The organism is Vibrio splendidus (assembly GCF_002873455.1).
In the GTDB taxonomy this organism is placed as follows: Bacteria; Pseudomonadota; Gammaproteobacteria; order Enterobacterales; family Vibrionaceae; genus Vibrio; species Vibrio splendidus_J.
Map to the genome: position 1 here is coordinate 147,916 of NZ_MCUN01000012.1, position 19,046 is coordinate 166,961.

24 protein-coding genes are annotated in these 19,046 nt (G+C 43.7%); 11 read left to right on the top strand and 13 right to left on the bottom strand.

What is annotated here, in order from left to right:
• Positions 1–77: 77 nt before the first annotated feature.
• The 8 genes from flgG to BCU75_RS12190 form a co-directional block, all read right to left on the bottom strand.
• Positions 78–866 carry a flagellar basal-body rod protein FlgG gene (gene flgG / locus BCU75_RS12155; protein WP_004736180.1) on the bottom strand — a complete coding sequence of 263 codons (789 nt, stop codon included), beginning with the start codon at positions 864–866 and terminating at the stop codon, positions 78–80.
• Positions 867–887: 21 nt separating this feature from the next.
• Positions 888–1,637 carry a flagellar basal body rod protein FlgF gene (locus tag BCU75_RS12160; RefSeq protein ID WP_004736179.1) on the bottom strand — a complete coding sequence of 250 codons (750 nt, stop codon included), beginning with the start codon at positions 1,635–1,637 and terminating at the stop codon, positions 888–890.
• A 271-nt stretch (positions 1,638–1,908) separates the two neighbouring features.
• Positions 1,909–3,213 (bottom strand): flagellar hook protein FlgE, encoded by a 1,305-nt coding sequence (flgE, locus tag BCU75_RS12165; protein ID WP_076678112.1) that lies wholly within the window; start codon positions 3,211–3,213, stop codon positions 1,909–1,911.
• A 49-nt stretch (positions 3,214–3,262) separates the two neighbouring features.
• Positions 3,263–3,976: a flagellar hook assembly protein FlgD gene (gene flgD, locus BCU75_RS12170; RefSeq protein ID WP_004736177.1), complete on the bottom strand. Its 714-nt coding sequence runs from the start codon at positions 3,974–3,976 to the stop codon at positions 3,263–3,265.
• Positions 3,977–3,993: 17 nt separating this feature from the next.
• On the bottom strand, positions 3,994–4,407 hold the full coding sequence (gene flgC / locus BCU75_RS12175; protein ID WP_004736176.1) for a flagellar basal body rod protein FlgC: 414 nt from the start codon (positions 4,405–4,407) through the stop codon (positions 3,994–3,996).
• A 4-nt stretch (positions 4,408–4,411) separates the two neighbouring features.
• Complete coding sequence (gene flgB, locus BCU75_RS12180) at positions 4,412–4,807, bottom strand: flagellar basal body rod protein FlgB (RefSeq protein ID WP_004736175.1); 396 nt, start codon at positions 4,805–4,807, stop codon at positions 4,412–4,414.
• Positions 4,808–5,062: 255 nt separating this feature from the next.
• Positions 5,063–5,890, bottom strand: a complete 828-nt coding sequence (locus BCU75_RS12185; RefSeq protein WP_004736174.1) for a protein-glutamate O-methyltransferase — start codon at positions 5,888–5,890, stop codon at positions 5,063–5,065.
• A gap of 11 nt (positions 5,891–5,901) precedes the next feature.
• Positions 5,902–6,828: a chemotaxis protein CheV gene (locus BCU75_RS12190; RefSeq protein ID WP_004736173.1), complete on the bottom strand. Its 927-nt coding sequence runs from the start codon at positions 6,826–6,828 to the stop codon at positions 5,902–5,904.
• Positions 6,829–6,905: 77 nt separating this feature from the next.
• Between BCU75_RS12190 and flgA the strand changes: the two genes are divergently transcribed.
• From flgA to BCU75_RS12205, 3 genes are all read left to right on the top strand, one after another.
• A complete protein-coding gene (gene flgA / locus BCU75_RS12195) occupies positions 6,906–7,652 on the top strand; it encodes a flagellar basal body P-ring formation chaperone FlgA (protein ID WP_102474007.1) in 747 nt (248 codons plus the stop codon).
• A gap of 178 nt (positions 7,653–7,830) precedes the next feature.
• Positions 7,831–8,148, top strand: a complete 318-nt coding sequence (flgM, locus tag BCU75_RS12200) for a flagellar biosynthesis anti-sigma factor FlgM (RefSeq protein WP_102465505.1) — start codon at positions 7,831–7,833, stop codon at positions 8,146–8,148.
• A gap of 65 nt (positions 8,149–8,213) precedes the next feature.
• The gene (locus BCU75_RS12205) at positions 8,214–8,639 is read left to right on the top strand and encodes a flagella synthesis protein FlgN (protein ID WP_102474008.1); all 426 of its coding nucleotides are present in this window, start codon (positions 8,214–8,216) and stop codon (positions 8,637–8,639) included.
• A gap of 284 nt (positions 8,640–8,923) precedes the next feature.
• Here the strand turns inward: BCU75_RS12205 and flgP are convergent, their stop codons facing one another.
• Both flgP and BCU75_RS12215 read right to left on the bottom strand, forming a co-directional pair.
• Positions 8,924–9,355 (bottom strand): flagellar assembly lipoprotein FlgP, encoded by a 432-nt coding sequence (gene flgP / locus BCU75_RS12210; RefSeq protein WP_004736169.1) that lies wholly within the window; start codon positions 9,353–9,355, stop codon positions 8,924–8,926.
• Between the two features lie 9 nt (positions 9,356–9,364).
• Positions 9,365–10,000, bottom strand: coding sequence for a FlgO family outer membrane protein (locus BCU75_RS12215; RefSeq protein WP_004736167.1), 636 nt, complete (start codon positions 9,998–10,000; stop codon positions 9,365–9,367).
• A gap of 192 nt (positions 10,001–10,192) precedes the next feature.
• Between BCU75_RS12215 and BCU75_RS12220 the strand changes: the two genes are divergently transcribed.
• Both BCU75_RS12220 and BCU75_RS12225 read left to right on the top strand, forming a co-directional pair.
• The gene (locus BCU75_RS12220) at positions 10,193–11,326 is read left to right on the top strand and encodes a flagellar assembly protein FlgT (protein WP_102474009.1); all 1,134 of its coding nucleotides are present in this window, start codon (positions 10,193–10,195) and stop codon (positions 11,324–11,326) included.
• Positions 11,327–11,465: 139 nt separating this feature from the next.
• Complete coding sequence (locus BCU75_RS12225; protein WP_004736164.1) at positions 11,466–11,972, top strand: hypothetical protein; 507 nt, start codon at positions 11,466–11,468, stop codon at positions 11,970–11,972.
• Positions 11,973–12,113: 141 nt separating this feature from the next.
• Here the strand turns inward: BCU75_RS12225 and BCU75_RS12230 are convergent, their stop codons facing one another.
• From BCU75_RS12230 to BCU75_RS12240, 3 genes are read right to left on the bottom strand one after another with little or no spacing between them, the layout of a single operon-like run.
• Positions 12,114–13,355 carry an NAD(P)/FAD-dependent oxidoreductase gene (locus BCU75_RS12230; protein WP_102474010.1) on the bottom strand — a complete coding sequence of 414 codons (1,242 nt, stop codon included), beginning with the start codon at positions 13,353–13,355 and terminating at the stop codon, positions 12,114–12,116.
• A 25-nt stretch (positions 13,356–13,380) separates the two neighbouring features.
• On the bottom strand, positions 13,381–14,454 hold the full coding sequence (locus tag BCU75_RS12235) for a methyltransferase (protein WP_102474011.1): 1,074 nt from the start codon (positions 14,452–14,454) through the stop codon (positions 13,381–13,383).
• 29 nt (positions 14,455–14,483) lie between these two features.
• Positions 14,484–14,873, bottom strand: a complete 390-nt coding sequence (locus BCU75_RS12240; RefSeq protein ID WP_019824137.1) for a hypothetical protein — start codon at positions 14,871–14,873, stop codon at positions 14,484–14,486.
• A 93-nt stretch (positions 14,874–14,966) separates the two neighbouring features.
• On the opposite strand from BCU75_RS12240, the gene BCU75_RS12245 reads away from it, so the two are divergent.
• From BCU75_RS12245 to BCU75_RS12270, 6 genes are all read left to right on the top strand, one after another.
• Entirely contained in the window at positions 14,967–15,695 is a 729-nt protein-coding gene (locus BCU75_RS12245; RefSeq protein WP_102474012.1) for a beta-ketoacyl synthase chain length factor, read from the top strand.
• Positions 15,692–16,462 (top strand): lysophospholipid acyltransferase family protein, encoded by a 771-nt coding sequence (locus BCU75_RS12250; protein WP_102474013.1) that lies wholly within the window; start codon positions 15,692–15,694, stop codon positions 16,460–16,462. Before BCU75_RS12245 ends, BCU75_RS12250 begins: the two co-directional genes overlap by 4 nt.
• A gap of 104 nt (positions 16,463–16,566) precedes the next feature.
• Positions 16,567–16,827, top strand: a complete 261-nt coding sequence (locus BCU75_RS12255) for a phosphopantetheine-binding protein (RefSeq protein WP_017106334.1) — start codon at positions 16,567–16,569, stop codon at positions 16,825–16,827.
• Between the two features lie 10 nt (positions 16,828–16,837).
• On the top strand, positions 16,838–17,095 hold the full coding sequence (locus BCU75_RS12260) for an acyl carrier protein (RefSeq protein ID WP_004739745.1): 258 nt from the start codon (positions 16,838–16,840) through the stop codon (positions 17,093–17,095).
• Positions 17,095–17,652 (top strand): septation protein IspZ, encoded by a 558-nt coding sequence (locus BCU75_RS12265; RefSeq protein ID WP_017110150.1) that lies wholly within the window; start codon positions 17,095–17,097, stop codon positions 17,650–17,652. The genes BCU75_RS12260 and BCU75_RS12265 overlap by 1 nt, the downstream gene beginning before the upstream one ends.
• Positions 17,653–17,658: 6 nt before the next feature.
• Positions 17,659–19,041 carry an AMP-binding protein gene (locus BCU75_RS12270; protein WP_102474014.1) on the top strand — a complete coding sequence of 461 codons (1,383 nt, stop codon included), beginning with the start codon at positions 17,659–17,661 and terminating at the stop codon, positions 19,039–19,041.
• The last annotated feature ends 5 nt before the right edge of the window (positions 19,042–19,046 follow it).

Sequence of the window (19,046 nt, forward strand, 5' to 3'; positions counted from 1 at the left end):
AGATCAATGAGTAGAAACACGTCAATTAATTGGAAATAATCTATTAATTATCAATAATTAAACGGCTAATAAATCAGTTACAGCTGTTGGTTAACAAAGCTCATCATCTTGTCTACCGACGAGATAACTTTCGAATTCATTTCGTAGACACGTTGAGCTTCAATCATATTAACCAGCTCTTCGGTTACGTTGACGTTCGATGTTTCAAGCATCGACTGACGAATATTACCTAAGCCATCAAAGCCAGGAACACCCTCTTGCGGGTCTCCACTAGCACCGGTTGGTAAGTAAAGGTTTTGACCTACTGGCTCTAAACCACCTGGGTTTACGAAGTCAGTAATGGTGATTTGGCCAACCACGACGTTGTTTTGCTCACCACGTAGACGAACAGACACTTCACCATCATTACCAACCGTCACCGAAATCGCATCTTCAGGAATAACGATTTCTGGTTGCAGAGCATAACCTTGACCCGACGTTACGATCGCGCCATCACCGTTCAGTGTGAACTGACCATTTCGGCTGTAACCTGTTTCACCGTCTGGCATTTCAACTTGGAAGAAGCCGTCGCCTTCAATCATCATATCTAAGCTGTTCGACGTCGTTTGCGCGTTACCGTGAGTGTGCACTTTTTGAGTTGCGACTACTTTTGAACCTGCACCTAACATCAAGCCACTAGGCAGCTCAGTATTTTGAGACGATTGGCCACCTGGTTGGTTGATATTCTGATAGAACAGATCTTCAAATACCGCACGGCTCTTTTTAAAACCAATGGTCGAGGCGTTGGCAAGGTTGTTCGAAATTGTTGAGATATTGGTTTGTTGTGCGTCTAAACCTGTTTTACTTACCCATAATGCTGGATGCATAGTAAATTCCTTTAAATTCTATTAGCTCATACGAAGCAGTGAATCAGACGACTTGTCCATTTCCTCTGCCGTGCTCATCATCTTGACCTGCATTTCAAACTGACGTTGCAAGTCAATTAGGCTGGTCATTTCACCTACAGCATTTACGTTACTGCCTTCGATAGCACCTTTAAGCAACGTTACCGCTGCATCTGCTTCGTATGCCTGATCTGGGTTTTTCGAACGGAATAGACCATTCGTATCTTTAAACAAACTTTGGTTGTCTGGGCGTACAAGTTTAATACGGTCAACAATCGCTAATTCTTCAGCTGGAGCGCCTTGAGGAATCACCGAAATCGTACCATCTGTACCAATTTCTACTTTACTGATAGGAATAGGTAGCGTGATTGGCGCGTCATTCTCACCTAACACCAGGTGACCGCTTGCGTTGGTTAACAAACCGTTTTGGTCAACCTTTAGATTACCATTACGCGTTAAACCTTCACGGCCCGTGTTGTCCATTACCGAAATCCAGCCATCACCTTGTATCGTGACATCAAGATCGCGGCCAGTGGTGACCACACTACCTTGTGCGAAATTATGACCCGGACGTTCTGTCATGCTGAAAACACGAGTAGGCATGCCTTCACCGTACGCTTGCATTGAACGTGCTTGTGCTAAATCAGCACGGAAACCCGTTGTACTTACGTTGGCAAGGTTGTTAGCACGTAGCTGCAAAGCTTGCATATTTTGCTTAGCGCCACTCATGGCAAGAAACAGTGCGCGATCCATAATTTTGCTCCAAAAAATCATCTTCTGGGGCTAATAAAGCAAGCACTGTGCCAATATTTTTAACTGTTATTTATCAACAATTTAAATAGAAAAAGAACAAAGAAAGGCGATCGCTAAAGGATCATCGAGGAATAATTGTTGCCAGAGGCATTACCGGGCGGCAATAGGGGCGGCAAATAGAAAAGCAAACAGCCATATCAAATTCACCAACAATACCCAATCCAATAGCATTGAATTGGGTATTCGCAGATGATTCAAACGTTCGAAACGATTAACGAATCTGAAGAATATTCTGTTGCAGTTGGTTGTGTACTTCTAGAGAACGTGAGTTCGCTTGGAAGTTACGTTGAGCAGAAATCAAATCAACCAGTTCTTGAGTCATATCGATATTCGACTGCTCTAACGAGCCGTTGTTGATGCTACCAAATGAACCTTTGTTCGATTCACCCCAGATTTTAGAACCTGAATCATTAGTAGAATCCCACTGAGTACCGCCTTTCTTATCTAGGCCTTGCTCATTGGGTACACGAACCAAGCCTACACGGCCAAGCATCACATTTTCACCATTTGAGTAAGTACCTAAAACACTACCGTACTCATCGAAATCGATTTTGGTTAAGAAACCTGTTGTCGCGCCATCTTCATCGAACTTAGTCAGTTCAAATGGAGCGGCAAACTGAGTTGATGAATCTAGACCAAACTTAAGTACCTGCGTTGGATCAGCACCGTTCAAATCAATTGGATTCGCGCCTGCACCTAAAGGTTCAGAACTAATTGGCTGACCACTATTAAGGCTCGCCAACGTACCGTCATTATTAAACTTCATTGTGTGACCAACGTGACCTTGTGCATTTGTCGCATCACCACCTGTGATGTTGACCGGCTTTTCACCGTTCTCATCTGACATGGTATAGTACGTCTGCCAAGTGTTTGGTTGAGTCTGATCTTTGAGGTAGTAAGTCGTTAACTTGTAAGACTGACCCATAGAATCGTATACCGTCGAAGACGTTGCACGGTTATAAGTATCAGCATCTTTGAAGTTAAATGCAGCCGGATCCTTAAGATCACCGTTTGCAGGTAGGTTAACTCCTACTTCAATATTTTCTGTCTGTTTTGGCTTACCAAACTCAGCAGGAATGTCGAGAGGCTTTGGCGCGTAAGAAAGAACTTCACCCGAGTTTGGATCAACATCGTAACCTAAAAGAAACTCATCGTTAGCGGTAACCATGTAGTTGTCTTTATTTAGGTGAAATGCACCATTACGCGTTAATTCGTTAATTTCTGGCACCATGCGGTCTTTCGATACGGCAAAGAAACCTGTACCACTTACACGTAAGTCCATTGGGTTGTTCGTATAAATACTTGAACCTTCGTGGAACTGTTGCGCCACTTGGCTAGCTTGCGCACCGCCACCTGCCGTCGTTTTTGCGTTAGTGAACAACGAGCTTGAATAAACATCGCCGAACTCTGCACGAGACTCTTTAAAGCCAAATGTGTTTGCGTTCGCAATGTTATTACTGGTTGTATTCAGGTCTAATTGTGCCGCGGATAGACCACTTAAAGCTACATATGACATTCCAATATTCTCCTAATCTATCTAGCTAGCATAGTCACTCTGTAAGGAGCTACGCTTTACCAACTTCTAGTACTTCAGCAAGTCGTACTGGCGATGTGAAACCAGCCAGATTGAGTAGTACGTTGCCATCACCCTTACCAAGAAGCACACTGTTCACGTTTGCATAACTGGAAACTTGAAATTCTGTGTTCTCGCCATCCAGCAAACCCGACGCTTTCACGTTGTATTTACCGGCCGGCAATGGGTTACCGTCTTCGTCTTTTCCGTCCCATTCAACACGAGTGTCACCTGATGGTTTAGAACCGATATCAAAAGTGCGAACCAATTGACCAACTTCGTTCTCAACACGGACGATTACATTGTCCATTGCCTGAGGAAGCTTAACCATGGACGCCATACCGCCATCACCGGGTTTCACGCCTGCCGCACCAGGAACCAAAACATCGCGGCCAACCAAAGAGGATGCCTGTAATGCTTGGTTAGAGGTCATTGATGAATTCAAGCTTTCAAACTGTGTATTCATTTTGCCAATGCCATCTACGGTCGCAAATGAAGCCATTTGCGCAATCATCTGGTCATTGCTAACCGGCTTAAAAGGGTCTTGTTGCGCTAATTGCTTAGTCAACAAAGATAAGAAGTCTTCTTGTTTAAGATCCTGCTTACCTGTTGTTTCGTCGGGCTTTTTAGCGCCATCTTGAAGACTCTTCAGCTGGTCAACATAGGACAAGCCGCTTTGACCAACATTGTTGTTGATTCCAGCCATGTGCTACCTCCTTATCCTTATTGACCCATCTGCAGCGTACGCAGCAGCATTTGTTTACTCGAGTCAGCAACCTGTACGTTTGTTTGGTACGCACGTGATGCCGAAATCATGTTTGCCATTTCTTCCATAACGTTCACGTTAGGCTTGTAGATATAACCTTCGTTGTTCGCTAATGGGTGATCCGGGTTGTACTCCGCGCTAAGCGGCTTATCGCTTTCCACAATACCTAATACTTTCACAGGCACAGTGTGACCACTGTTGCGTGCTTTATTTAACTCAGCGCCGAACACTGCGTGGCGAGCCTTATAAGTTTCTTCAGCAGAACTACTTACACTGTCCGCGTTCGCAAGGTTGCTCGAGGTCGTATTTAGACGAACAGATTCAGCACTCATCGCAGAACCAGTCACATTGAATACATTGAATAAACTCATCTAATTATTCCCCTTTAATCGCTTTAGTTAAATTCTTGAACTTACTTCCTAAGAAGTCGAGAGAGGCTTGATGCCTAATTTGGTTTTGCATGAAAAGGTTTCTTTCCAAATCCAAATCAACCGTGTTGCCATCTCCTGTATCAGGTTGGGTAGGAATTCGATACTTCGTTTCCCCGTTCACCGTTGTTGAGGCAGAAATGTGCCGACCATCTGTACGGCTAAGACCAATGCTTGCCCCAGAACTTGCCGCTTGCAGTGATTTCTTGAAGTCTAGTCCTTTTGCTTTATACCCAGGCGTGTTTGCTTGCGCGATATTGGTGGAAAGCACCTCAGCGTTACGCTCACGTACACCAACCGTGTGTTGGTGAATGCCCAAAGCATTGTCAAAAGAAATAGCCATGTAAACCTCAACTCAAGAACTGACTGTTATGAGATAACCAAAGCAATATATATACCAACTTTTAAAACAAAGCGGGCTATCAATATTTCTACAGGTTACTCGTGGGTAAACTTGCAATATACAAGCCAAAAAATAGAGTAAATTGGAATGTCACTCTGACTTAAAGATATAGGTTAAGCCGGAAAAAGAAAACCCAGCACTTGCCTGGGTTTTGAAATTAGGCAGTAACGTTGCACCTAATACTGGTGCCACTCATTACTTTAATTTGTAGATGATGCCTGGATTACAGCGAACCATTTCAAAACGATCCGTTAAGCCTGTTAACGATTCAGACGCACCCAATAATAGGTAACCACCAGGATTCAGGCTATTTGCCATCTGGTTAAGTACCTTTGATTTCATATCAGGAGAGAAATAAATCAGCACGTTACGACAAAAAATGATGTCGAACTTGCCTAACAATGCATAGCTGTCCATCAGGTTCTGAGGGCGGAAGTTCACCATGCGCTTAACGTTATCTTTCACTTTCATACGGCCATCGCCCGCATCTTCAAAGAAAGTACGACGACGCTCAGGAGAAAGTCCACGTCCCAATGCAAGGTTGTCGTACGCGCCAGTGCGGCACATATCCAACATACTTGCTGAGATATCAGTTGCGGTAATCGATACATTTGGCAACATACCTGGCTTACGAGCTTGAGTCTCAAGAATCGTCATTGCCATTGAGTATGCTTCTTGGCCTGAAGAGCTTGCCGCAGACCAAATCTTAATAGGACGTTTATTTGCCGCTATTTCCGGTAGAAGTTTATCCGCAAGCACAGCAAACGGGTAAGTATCACGGAACCAAAGTGTCTCGTTCGTCGTCATGGCATCGACTGCAGCCACGCGCAGTTCACGGTTTCGACCTGTTACTACATCTCTCAACAAATCAGACAACGAAGCTAGCTTAAACTTCGTGACTAATGGGCTTAGACGGCTGCGCACTAAGTACTGTTTACTGTCACCTAATACAATGCCACATTGAGATTCTAAGAAACGGCTGAAATCGCGATACTCTTGATCACTTATTGTTATAGCAGTCATTAATGTCTCTTTTAGTTAGTTAACGCAGCTTTTACCGCTGCACCAAGCTCATCTGGATTGAACTTCGCGATGAAGGAGTTAGCTCCTACACGCTCAACCATGGCTTGGTTAAATACACCACTCAATGATGAGTGTAAAATTACGTATAGATCTTTGAGTTCGGCGTGACGACGAATCTCAGCAGTCAGCGTATAACCATCCATTTCTGGCATCTCGATATCTGAAATTACCAATGAAATCTGATCGTAAATACTGCCCTCTGATGACATCTCCACCAGTTTCTCATAGGCTTCTTTACCATCTTTCACTGAAATAACTTCAAAACCAATCGACTCAATCGCACGCTGAACCTGCTTACGAGCAACGGTTGAATCATCAGCAATTAAGATACGGCGAACCAATTCTTTGCCTTGTTCTACTTCTGCGATTTCTTCAGCAATTTTGCTGTCCATTGTTTCATCAACAGGTGAAATTTCCGCTAGAATTTTTTCTACATCAAGAATTTCTACCAGCTCATTATCAATGTTGGTGACTGCAGTCAGATAATGGGCTTTGCCTGCACCATCTGGCGGCGGAAGAATCGACTCCCAGTGCATGTTAATAATGCGTTCTACTGAACTGACCAAGAAACCTTGAATGGTTCGGTTAAACTCAGAAATAACCACAAAACACTTTTCAACATCCGTTGTAGGACGGCCACCAATCGCTAAGCTCAAATCGATTACAGAAATCGTTTGGCCACGAATGTGTGCTACACCTTTAACCAGTGGGTTCAAGTTTGGCATTTTTGTCAGTTTAGGGCACTGAAGTACTTCTTTTACTTTAAAAACATTAATGCCGTAACGCTGACGCCCCATTAGGCGAAAGGTTAGTAATTCTAATCGGTTTTGACCGACGAGTTGCGTACGCTGATTCACTGAATCAAGAATACCCGTCATGAGCTCATCTCCATATCAAACTTTTTTGTATAAAAAGTGTTAGTCTACTGCAGGCTACGAACCACTAGAGAAACGGAATGATATATCATAAAACAAATCTGCCGCTTTTTTCCATAGCAATGTGTAGAGCTACTTTTAAAACTGTCGCTAAGTTTATCGGCATTTTATCAATATTGTTTAGTTTTTTTGTACAAGCTGCGACTCCAGAGCAAATTGAAATGATTCAGTCTGCGGCAGAACAACACATCCTTGAGACGGTTGAACAGCCACAAGGCGGCGAACTCTTTGTTAATTCAGCAAATGTGGACTCTAGAATCAAATCAACAGATTGCCCTATTCCTCTCGATACCAGCGCCTCAACCACCAGCAATACCCGCAGTAGCATTACGGTTTTAGTGCAATGTGTTCCTGATGAGTGGCGAGTTTACGTGCCTGTACGTCTTTCAATGTCAGTACCTCTCGTCACAACAACGCGCTCACTAGCAAGAGGCGAAATCGTTGGTCAATACGATGTCACCACCGCTATGATTTCGCTTAACAAGTTTCGTCGCCAAGGTTTTACTGCTCCTCAACAAGTGATCGGCGCTAAGGTAAAAAAGAACCTGAGACCAGGTGATGTTGTCGAAAGAGGCGATATCTGTGTCGTCTGCCGAAACGAGAAGGTTATCATACAGGCAATAAAAGGTGGCATGACCATTACCACCAAAGGTACTGCGCTTACGGATGGCTCAATGGGTGATCAAGTAAGAGTGAAAAATGATAAATCACAGCGTATAATTGAAGGTATTGTTACCAGCATGTCTGAAGTCACGGTTTACTTTTAACTCTTTACTTCTAAATTGACGGTATCGTTAGTTATTTTGCTCTCAACTTTAACGCCAAATATAACAGCTGCGGTGTTTTGTCCCTTTTCGACTGTTGAGCTAAAAATTGCTAAAGTATTCGAACCCTTGGTCGATATTGACTGTACAGGTTCCCATTTTTGAAAAAAAAGGCTTAACTATGGCAGGCATTGATAATATTCGTTCAGGGCAAACCCTAACGACCACTAACCGAGCAGCAGTACGCTCTGATTCTAGCTCTGAGGCATCACGTTCTGATGTGTCAACTAAATCACCAGCGAGCAAAGACGCGGTTTCACTAAGCCAACAAGGCAAAGCGATTGGTCAGCTCCATCAAGACATGGCAGCACAACCAAGCTTTGACTCTGTAAAAGTTGCTGCAATAAAAGAAGCGATTGCGAACGGCTCATACACTGTCGATCCAGAGAAACTGGCTGACAATATGATCAAGTTCGAAGATGAATTAAAAGGCCTTTAAGAAACACTAACTTTTCATTGAAGTTACTGTCTTAAAGTACATGAGGTTATGAATAGGTTTACGTTATGGCGGCACTAGCAGATTTAGTTAATTTTCAACTTCAAAATGCCAAAGCCTTATCTGAATTACTAAGTTCAGAGAAAACCGCTATTACGAGCCGACAATCAAACGATATTGAGCGAATCGCCAAAGAGAAAGTGGTCCTTGTTGAACAACTAAGATCAACCGATCAACGAATTGCTACCCATACCAATATCTCCGAATTGATCGAGAACCCTGAACTTGCTCAGTTAGTCGCAACCATCAAGTCCATAGTGCACGACTGCCAACAAGCGAACCTAGTCAATGGTGAAGCCTTGAATCGAGCACACCTCAGTTTCAAAAAACTCAGCAATATGATGCAGCAAAGCCACGGTAAAATTGGTATGACTTACAATGCCGGTGGCCAAACGCATACAATTTCTACGCTGGGAACCAATGTAAAAGTCTAATTGGGCTAATCTTCTTCGCACAACACCCTTCTTGCTTGTATTTGTAGCTGTATCTGTATCTGTATCTCAGCCTCCCCTTCTCGTTACACCGTCATAGTCTCTTTAAACCTGTAAAAGTCTCGCTAAACCTGTAAATGCACCCAACAAAACGATAAACACAAAAAAGCGGCAAGTATTTTCATACTTGCCACTTTCTTATTCATAACCGTTATTGGTTGCCGATACGCCATCTGGAAAGCGAAAGCAGCCAATATAGTTAGATAATCAACTAGACGCACCTTAAGCTAGAACAGTGTTTGTTGTCTCTTCTCAGGTACTGCCTGAACTTCGCCGTAGTTACGTAGCTGTTCCATCTTACGGATATCTAGTTGGAGCTCTGTTACATAGCTATCACCCACTGGGTAGCTGCGTACGACTTCTGCACCACGGATTACGCCATCAACCGCGCCAGACGTACGTTCAGTGCCAAGGCGTTGATCTTCAAGCTCTGCTCGACCGCTCACTCGCATACCATACACTTGTTCAGCAAGTTCACGATAAGCGTCTATCTTGGAAGCTCTCATCGCACGAATGCGCCTTTCCTCGTCGTTACGTCCTTTCTGCTCACTGATACTCGCGTAACCAACAGCAACTAAGTAATCGTCCGGCCTCATATTTTGCAATGGTTGACAACCAACAAGCAGTAAAGCGGCAACAACAAATATTAACTTCTTCATCTCGAACTCCTAGGGGCGAAGAATAACTGTGTAAGGCTGAGTCATCGTTGGATCAGAACGAATAATGACACCATCTTGAGTTCGAATGCTGTTCAGAGTATCTAGATCTCGACCAATACGATCCGCTGGCAGAAAGCCTTGCGCGGAAGCAACCACAATACGAGTTTGCATACCTACCACACGAGCATTAACTAACACACCGCCTTCTTGACGAAGCATAGTGCCTGTTAGTACGTACTGTACATCTTGCTCTTGAGCTAAGTCTTTCCAATCGCGGCTTAACGCAAAGTCACCTTGGTGAGTCACTTGAATAGAACCTGTTGTTTTAAAATCAACCACCTTGAAGCCACGACGCTGAAACTGATGAATGAAGCCTTCTGATACCGAGTTCCCTAACCAATTTGTTGTATCCATGTGTTGCAGGTCAACAAAGGAAGTAATCGCAATCGGCGTTCTTGCTGAAATACTCGTATTCGAAATGATCAAATCTTCAGTCATACTCTCCACGAAAAAGTCCATGGTATGACGAGGGCTGTCCATCAACATAAACTGACTGCCTGAATACTCAGACTTGCCGTTATAGATCGGCGAATAAGCGCATGATGTCAGTAACATGACACTCATTACTACGAGCCATTTTTTCATTCTCTAATCTCCAGATAGTTTTAGTGCTACCTGTTCCAATATGTTCTCACCATTATTCTTTTCAATGGATTACAATGTTGGAACAGTCTTTGCTTTTCATTAATGGTTCAGATTAAGAAAAACGCACTTAAGTCAGCTTCAAGCTTATAGTTATTTGTTAAGCAATATTTATACCCAACTGGTAACGAATAGATGAAAAAAATAATTTCTTACTTATTTTCAATAAGTTCACTGATAACCATAAGCTTCAGTGCTCATGCCTCTTGGTATGAGGTTACCGGTACAGCAGCCATCGTATCGTCAGAGGAAGCTGCAAGAGTCCACGCGTTGGAAGACGCGGTATATAAAGCGATCCAGTTCTCAGGAGCTGACATTGGTAGCATTGCGAACCTCACGCCCTACCTCGACGCGAAGAAGAAAGAGTTTCAGTTTACCAACCATGAAGTGCGCTACATCCTGGTAGAAAAAGAGAAAAAACGCAGTGGCAATATCATGATCACTGCAAGGATCGATATCTACCCTTCGGCAAATGCTTGCCATGAGAGCCAATATAAGAAGACATTTTTGGTCGGAAACATTGATGTGACTTCCCCACAACAAGCTGTAATGGGCAGAATCTATAATATTGGTGATGATTTCAGTCATGTCGTAGATCGACAGTTAGCTCAAGAGTCCCGTAGCTTTGTTTCTGTTGGCACAACCAATTACGACATCGACAAGCGCCGACCGGAAGTGATCAAAATGATCGCCCAAGACACAGGCGCGCAATACATTATTGGTGGTGATATCACTGATTTAACGGCGACCATTGAATCCAAGCTTCTAAAAGATGACATCATCAACCGCCAGTTTGCCTTAGAAATGCAAGTCTTCGATGGCAAAACAGGTCATCAAGTTTACAACCGTAGCTATCGTGAAGTGGCAAAATGGCCTTTTGCTAAGACCAGTGAGGTTGATACGCGTAGTGCTCGTTTCTGGGCATCAACCTACGGCAGTATGATGCTTCGCGTTAGCCGCAATATTATGTTGGACTTGGAATCAGAAGTATCATGCAAAATCACGCTTCCAGAGGTGGCTGCGATATTTGGTAACACTGTGACCATTGATTTAGGTCGAATGCATGGCGTTCAACAAGGCGACAAACTTCAACTGTGGCACACAGGTTCGTTTATCGACCAACGAGGCTTGCCACGTAATAAAGTCTCTCAAAGCGATATCACACTGACCGTTTCTCGCGTTTATGAGAACGAAGCTGAACTCACGATTGACCAGCCAAGTCTTGCGGGAAGCATTCAAATTGGTGATGTAATGCAGAAAATCATGTAGTTAGCGACGCTCTCGCCTCATAGTTTCTAATAAAGCCTTAATACTTTTGTTAAGGCTTTATTTTTTTCATGATGATTAGTTTCGGTTTTAACGTATTTGTCGTAACCTTATTAATAACATAATCATCATTTAGCAAACTATGAGCCAGAATAATCTAATTGGTGCGACCGGTTATCGATTTATATCGAAAGGCCAAACCGCTTTTAAAATCCACATCCATACTCCTGAAGATACGGTGTTACATCGTTCTGTAGGTTTTGTTCGTATGGGTGAAGACAAAGCACTAAAGAAAACCATCAAGTTAAGAGATGAGCTTGGCAGAAAGCTCTGGGGAAAGTTTTGGCCAAAAGTCCTTAGAGAGCCCTACCTGATGACACGTTTACCGCATAGTTTAGAACCTAAAATAGTATTCAAACCAAACCCTACTCAGACAGATCCTGAACATAGAGATGAATGCTACATTGCTAAGTGGCGTGTATTCTCTGAAAGTGGTGAATACAAATACAAAACCAAAGTATGTTCTATAAGGAAGCACGGACGACTCGCCGCCTACAGCCAAACCAAACGAGCGCTCCTTGAGGCCCACAAAGACGTGATTGAGCTGCTTATATTTATGGGACGACTGAATAGCATCGACCTGAAGTAGTATCTACCTCAGTAGAGCGAGTGAGCTGAAAATCAGTTTGCCATATTTACCAGAAACAAAAACAGCCGCATTGCGGCTGTTGTGATTTATAGACTAGTCATCATGGTGCTTTAGCATGTTGCTACACCCTAAATCGACCACCTAGCTTCGGCATATCTCTGCCAGTGTCGTCAACCGACGCTTTGACTCTTTCACATAAGGATTGGTTTGATCCCATGCGTAGCCAGCCAAAATTGAGCACACCATCTGTTTAATCTTCGGGTTTGGATCTTGATAAAAAATCACATCCTGTAAGGTACCTGAGTACCACCCTTCAACATACGTTCTAAAGGTGTTTACACCAACCATCAGCGCATCCGCATAATCACGGTCCCAATCAACCTTCTCACCATTGAGCTGCTTTTCCACGCACTCAACCGCAAACTGAGCCGACTTCATGGCAATTGTCACGCCTGATGAAAACACAGGATCAAGGAACTCACCGGCATTGCCCAAGAGCGCATACTTGTCTGTTGCAAGGTGTTTTACGTTGGCAGAATAACCACCAATTTCGCCCGCAAGGTTCGGGTACTCTGCATTTGCCAGTATCTCAGCCAAACCCGGCTCTTCTGTTGCCAGTTGCTTAATCGCGGCAATCTTGTCTTCTGGGTATGATTCAAAGAACTTAGGCTCTCCGACAATACCAAACGAAGACACACCGTTACTAAACGGGATCAACCAATACCAAACATCAGGGTTGGTTGGGTGCACCGAGATTAGAATTTTGTTGCGGTCATATTCAAGGTCTGTCTCCGTCGCTGAAATATGATCGTTAATGTGCGTAAAAATAGCTTTGCGTGGAGGAAGCGATGATGGCTCTTCTAAATCAAGCATCTTCGGTAACACGCGACCGAAGCCACTACCATCCAGCACATATTGCGCATCGAGCTGATAGCGTTCTCCATCAAGCACTTGTACGTCTAAAATGGTGCTGTCTTCAGTGAAGTTAATGCCCATCAACTCATGTTGATAATCAATGGCAACACCTTGCGCCTCGGCAGTGTCTGCTAACACCTTATCAAAGACGCCTCGTTGAACCTGAAACGTCGTTCCCGGCCCAGCAGAGAACTTATCTTCAAAATTAAACGCGGTGTACACACCATTTTTACGAAAAGCAGCACCATCTTTAAATTGGAAATTAGCGTCAGCCACCGCTTCGCTCATCCCTGCTTGTTCAATCACTTCCATACAAGCAGGTAATAGGCTTTCGCCAATAGAAAAGCGCGGGAAAAGGCTCTTTTCAATCACTCGAACATCGATGCCTTTTTTATGAAGCAAAGACGCGGCAATAGACCCTGATGGCCCAGCTCCGATGATCACTACTTGAGTTGACAGTTTTTTCATTAATTTAAGCCATGTTTGTTATTTTTTATTGCGCGCCAGCTTTCAATTCAAGAAGCGTATGACCAAGGCCGATATCGTCGGTACGGGTCACCACTTCAAAGCCAGCTTCTTCAACGATCTCTAAGAAATCTTCGCTGCGGTAAAAACGGCTGTTGCCGTTGGCCAAGCAAGTGAAGTAAAGCGACGTCGCGTTTAAGCTATAAGAAGCCGCATCGTATTTCTGTGCATCCCAAAACAGTTCAAGGATATAGACCGTCGCCTCTTCTGACATATGAGAGCGAACACGCTTTAATATGCTCAGAATTTCCATTGGCGAGAAGCAATCAAGGAACTGGCTCATCCACCACACATCCGCGCCTGTCGGCAACGCTTGTTGTTTATCGAGCATATTGGCTGGGAATGGCGTCACTCGGTCTTGATGGCCATGTTGTGTCGCATTTGCCATTGCCATTTCTAGTTGTTGTGGCAAGTCGACAATCGTTATCTCAACATCTGAGTCGTGATTGCAACACTGCATCGCCCACTTCCCCGTGTTACCGCCGATATCCACCAGCGATTTAGGTTTCTTACTGAAGACCTTCTCAAGTAAAACAGGGAAAGAACGATCTGAATAGAAGTGATCAAACTTGAACCAGCTTTCTTTTGCTTTCTCTGGCAGTTGAGATAAGCCTTGGTAAATAGTTTCCCAGTCACCCAGCTCTTTCAAACCCGCAGGTGTACCTTCTTCAATCGCTTCAGTTAGATGCATCATCGCGGCGTAACAAACATCGGCAGTAAAATCCATGTTTGCGTTAGTCATGCCATCATGCAAAAGATAGAAGCCAAGGTTCGCCATTTTATAGTTGGGCATATCCCAAGTAACAATATGAGCACTTAACGCCATATCGAGCAGTACTTTGACGCCGTACTCGGATACGCCCGTAATTTCAGAGAGTTTCTCTGCTGGTAAACCATCATTGCCTGCGTCATCCAACGCTTTCAAGATATCTAAATCACGAAGTGTACGAGCAGTATGAAAAACAATAGGAGCGAAAGACAACTTTTGCGCTTCTGTTTTTGCTTCTAACGCATTGAATGGATCTAATTTATATTCCGACACGAAAAACCTAACTTTAAAATAATAGAGGGTTACTCTGCAGCCATTTGTGCAAGCTTGCGTTTAATATCAACGTTTAAGTTATTCACCCAACGGTTGTAATTACGGTGTATTTCACCATCGTCATACTTCAAATTCTCTGATTCAACGTAAAGAATAGAGTAAAACTTGTCACTATAAGGAATTTCAACCACCGCATGGTGGGAACGAACATACAGTTCTGCACGGATCAAGCCAGGCTTTATTTCTGAAACCAACCAACCTCGATTTTCAGCAGACTCATAAATAGCTGATTTCACCTGTTTACTTTGAAGATTCAGTGCAACTGGAGTATCCTCAACATTCATTACAGGCTGGACACGTCCACACCCTGCAAGAACGAATATGAATAACATTGAAACTGCTATTTTTAGTAATTTCATTTTAATTCCTTATCTGTGTTTATTTATAAGCACGCATAGTATTTAGTTAGACCCAAAGCAAATCAATACTCTATGTCAAATCAATCCCAATTAATGTCGTTTAATATTGAGAAATGGTCTGCAAATTCTGCGGGGCTCAATTCCGATGCCGAATGGCAAACATGGAGCACGAATTTAGATTGGCCACAAGATGGCTCAACTGAATTTAAAGCGATCCCGCCGATGATGCGCCGCCGAATGAGCCTGCAAAGTAAGCTTGCCGTCCAAACCGCATTAACGCTATTAAAAGACACCCCGATTGACTATCTGGTTTTTGCCAGCCGACATGGTGAACTGCACCGAACTGCCACATTGATTCAGTCGATACTCGAAGGTGACGATGCCTCTCCAATGGCGTTCTCGCAGTCGGTACATAATACCGCAGCGGGCCTAACCACCATTGCAGCTAAAGCTCCGATTCCACTGACCTCAATCGCCGCAGGGCAAGATACTTTCCATAACGCCCTGATTGAAGCCTACCTTTACCTTCACCAATATCCGTTACAACGTGTGCTAGTGATTGACTTCGACCAACCTTTACCTGAGCTCTACCAAGAATACGAAACACAGCACTATGCTGATTATGCTCTGGGCTTACTAATCACTGCGGGCGATGAATATTCTATCTCTAGAACAATAGAAACCAATCAGTCATTATCCGAGTTACCGCAAGGCCTACAAACGCTGCAATATATCCTTTTGGAGACACCGCGTTGGACAATTACAGGCAAAAATCAAACTTGGTCGTGGACAAATAACGCCAAATCAGGAACACAAAGGTGAGCAAAGTCGACCAATATTGGCGAGTATTCGCGACAGGGCTTTGCTTCACCATATTCGGTTTAGGTGGCTTAGTTCTCAGCTTTTTGATCTTGCCGTCGATCGCGTTCACCACATCAAACACCATTCAAAGAGAGCTTAAGGCTCAACGACTGATTCGCTTCTCATTCAATGCGTTTTGCCAGATCATGAAGTTCACTGGTGCGATTGATTATCGAATTGATGGTGCCGAACTGCTACGTGAAGATCGTAATTGCATCATCGTTGCCAACCACCCGAGCTTAATCGACTATGTGCTAATCGCCTCTCAACTTCCTCAATGTGATTGCCTCGTCAAAGCGGCAATATGGGAAAACCCGTTTATGAAGAGGATTGTTAAAGCGGCGGGTTACATACCCAATCAAGCACCTGACGATCTTTTAGAACGTTGTGAAGAACGCTTTTCACGTGGCAATGTCCTGCTAATTTTTCCAGAAGGCACTCGCACAACGCCGGGAATTGAACCATCCTTACAACGTGGTGCGGCACAAATTGCCACTCGAACACAAACCGATTTACGCGTGATTCATATTACGGTTTCTCCGACATTCTTAACGAAAGAGAAAAAATGGTATCAAGTTCCTGCTACGAAACCCTTTTTTCATATCGCGGTGAAAGGTAAAATAGAAGTCGCACCATTTATTGAGAATGCAAATAACTTAACTTCGGCAGCAAGACGCCTTAATCATCATCTTGCACATACTATTTTCCCTTCCGAAGAAAACATTTAGCAAATCAATAAGAAACAGGCGATATCAGCATTTCGAAAATACATCGCATAATGTAGAATCGCCCCCTTAAAGCAGCATTTAGATAAAGCATTAAGTAGGCCAAAGTGGAAACATTACACAACGAACTGAAACAACTGATCATCGACGCATTGAACCTTGAAGACATGAGCATTGATGAAATTGAAACGGAAGCTCCACTATTTGGTGATGGACTTGGACTAGATTCTATTGATGCACTTGAGCTTGGCCTTGCTATCAAGAAAAAGTACAACATTGTTATCGATGCCGATGATTCAAACACTCGACAGCACTTCTCGTCGGTTGAAAATCTAGCGAATTACATCTCTTCTCAAACGAACAACTAGACAGATCTTTATGACACAAGCTAACCAACAAGAAGTATACAACCAGGTTAAAGATGCGCTTATTGAGCTGTTTGAGCTTGATGCTGAAGATATCACTCCTGAAGCACACCTTTATCTCGATCTAGACCTAGACAGCATTGATGCCGTTGATTTGGTCGTTCACTTACAGAACGTCACAGGTAAGAAGATCAAGCCTGAAGAGTTCAAAGCAGTACGCACCGTTAATGACGTTGTGGAGTCTGTGGTTGAACTATTGAAGGACGCATAATGCGTCCTCTGCTGACTTTACTGTCGGCAATCATACTTTTCACTTATCCAATAGCGGTTTACTTTGGACTCAACAAGTTTGGCCTACAAACCGTTGGTATCGTCTTAGCCGCTATCTTTGCTGTCCGTATTTTCACCGGCGGTCAGGCTAAAATCAAAGAGCTAAAACACTTAGCTTGGATCAGTGGAAGTGCCGGAATTGTTCTGCTGGCACTAGGATTAACCTTCAAGCAGCATGGCTGGTTAACCTATTATCCCGTCATCGTTAATGTTTGTATGTTGGCTGTATTCGCTTCAAGCCTATGGCAACCTCAAACAATTATCGAGCGTCTTGCTCGTCTCCAAGAACCTGAACTTCCACAAAGTGGCGTTGATTACACACGAAAAGTCACCAAAGTTTGGTGCCTGTTCTTTGTTATCAATGGCTCTATCGCTCTTTACACCTGCTTCCAACCTCTTGAAATATGGACCCTATACAATGGCTTACTCAGCTATGTATTCGCCGGATTACTTTTTGCAGGAGAGTGGGTAGTAAGACAGCGCATTCGTCAGAGTTAAATTGTTATGACCCAAACCGTCTCTTACACTTCCTTGTCTGAACTTCTCAGTCAGAACAGATCGCCTGATTCTATTGTCTGCTTTGACGACAATAGCGAGATTACGTGGCAAACATTTAACGACGACTTATCTCGACTCGTACACCTTTTATCTTCACCCCCTTTTCAACGAGTCGCGATTTGTACCCAAGACGGCTACCTATTTTCGATAGCATTTTTGGCGTGTGCAGCAGCTAACAAACACATCATCTTACCGGGTAACTACCAACCTTGTGCACTTGCTGAGTTAAGTGAACAGTTTGATTGCCTGCTAGTTGATGACTCGATTGGCGAAGTTGAGGTGAGTGACGTTCGCAATATCCAAACCTTATTAGACACCGAAACACGAGAGCCTCTAACCTATAATCTTCCCGCCATTGATTTAGCAGCAATCCAATTGACCCTATTTACTTCAGGTTCAAGCGGTACACCGAAGGCAATCCATAAAACACTAGAACACCTAGATATTGAAACAGCTCAGCTAGATAAGAACTGGGGAGAATTGCTCAGAGGTAATCGAGTTCACAGCACCGTCTCGCACCAACATATCTATGGTTTGTTGTTTAGAATCTTATGGCCGCTATGCTCTGGCGTTCCATTTGCTCGACACAATCTTGAGTACCCTGAACAAATCCTATCTCACGCTAACAAACAGAGCGTGCTGATCAGTAGCCCAGCTCTACTCAAACGATTAAAGCATGAGACCAATACCGCGCAGCTTGCTGGTGTGTTCTCTTCAGGTGGCCCGTTACCCACTGAATCGGCTCACCAATCACAGAATCTGCTTGGTCATTTACCTATTGAGGTTTTTGGCAGCACAGAAACTGGTGGCATCGCATTTCGCCAGCAAGAGAGCGCTCAAACACCTTGGCAACTTTTCGACTGTATTGAGGCAAGTCTCAACAGTGAGAATTGCATTAAGTTATTGTCGCCCTACATTGATAACAATAACTGGTATCAAACCGCCGATGAGTGCGAAATGGTCTCGGAGAATCAATTTATATTGAAAGGCCGAACCGACCGAGTGATCAAGATAGAAGAAAAACGAGTATCACTGGTTGAAGTCGAAAAGCGACTTGAGCAACTGCCTTGGATAAGTGAATGTGTCGTCATTCCATTTGAAGAACCGGAGCGCTTAATCTTGGCGTCGGTTTTGGTATTATCAGAGGAAGGCCAAGCGACTCTCTCCACCATGAGTAAAGGTAAATTCTGGTTGATGCTGCGTTCAGAACTTAGAAAATGGTTAGAACCGATCGCTATCCCAAGAAAATATCGCATTGTTGATGAGATTCCACTCAACAGCCAAGGTAAGCGACTAACCTCTCATATCGAACAGCTCGTAAAATCATAGAAACC